Below are 1013 nucleotides of genomic sequence, written 5' to 3'. Positions count from 1 at the left end.
CAGGGCGCGGGCCGCACGTGCCGGACGGTCGTGCCCCAGGCGCCGGCGTGCGCGGCGAACCGCGCGGGCGGCGAGCCGTCGACGACCGTGACGGGCACGTGCCCCGCGAGGTCGCGCAGGTACGCGGTGAGCTCGGCCAGGTCGTCGTCGCGCTCCCAGCGCAGGGGCAGCACGTACTCGGCGTCGAGGACGCCCGCGTCGTGCGCCTCGAGGAGCTCCGTCTCGAGGACGTCACGGGGCCGTGCCCCGACCGCCCTCACGTGCGTCGAGGTGTCGCCCCCGGCGGCCCCCAGGCCCATGAGCCGTGCTCCCGTCCCGCGGTGTGCGGCACCGGTGCTGGACCCGACCTCAGGCTAGAAGGGCGCGGCCGGGTGCGCGTCCCGAGGGATCAGGGGAAGGTCGCCGGATGTTGGGCTGCCTGCGCGGCGGGACGAGGCACGTCGAGGCGGGTGGGTCAGCGACCCGTCCAGCCGAGCAGCACGAAGAGGTCCGACTCCTCGCGCGTGCCGCCCAGGTAGGCCTGCGCGACGGCCGTCGCGCCGCGGCGCTCCGCGGTCCACAGGTCGAAGTCGACCGACCGGACCCACGAGGTCGGGAGGAGACCGAGGAGCGCGCCCGTGCGGGCGAGCACCGCGACGTCGCCGTCGGGCGTGCGCTGCAGCACGACGTCGGCGCGGCTGATGCGGTCGGTGGGACCGGCCCACGCGCTGCGGCGGAAGTCGCGGACCCGGACGCCCGTGAGGCGGCCGCGCGACGGGACACGGAGCTGTGACGGTGCAGGTGAGAGCGTCGTCTGGGTCATGGCACGGAATGTAGGGCCCGTCCGCGACGTCGGCACGTCGAGCGTGCTGCCACCCTCCGCCCCGGTCCCGAGGTCGGCGCGGGCGCGGCACCCGCGAGGCGTCGTCGTCCGGACAGCCCCGGGCGCGCGGTTCGGCGACGCTCGTCCGGGACCGCCCTCGGTCGATCAGGCGCTGATCTCGGGCGCGACCTGCGCCCGGGCGGACTCGACC

Annotated in this window: 1 protein-coding gene and 1 pseudogene; both read right to left on the bottom strand. The window is 76.8% G+C overall.

Annotated elements, in window-relative coordinates:
• Nucleotides 1-299, bottom strand: a pseudogene (locus HGA02_RS20240) (YfbM family protein); the annotation flags it as partial.
• A gap of 155 nt (nucleotides 300-454) precedes the next feature.
• On the bottom strand, nucleotides 455-802 hold the full coding sequence (locus HGA02_RS20235; protein ID WP_168681228.1) for a hypothetical protein: 348 nt from the start codon (nucleotides 800-802) through the stop codon (nucleotides 455-457).
• Nucleotides 803-1013 lie beyond the last annotated feature (211 nt).

Origin of the sequence: Cellulomonas septica (assembly GCF_012396155.1) — a bacterium.
In the GTDB taxonomy this organism is placed as follows: domain Bacteria; phylum Actinomycetota; class Actinomycetes; order Actinomycetales; family Cellulomonadaceae; genus Cellulomonas; species Cellulomonas septica.
Note: the sequence above shows the minus strand (reverse complement) of the source record. Positions and strands in the feature narration are given on the sequence as shown.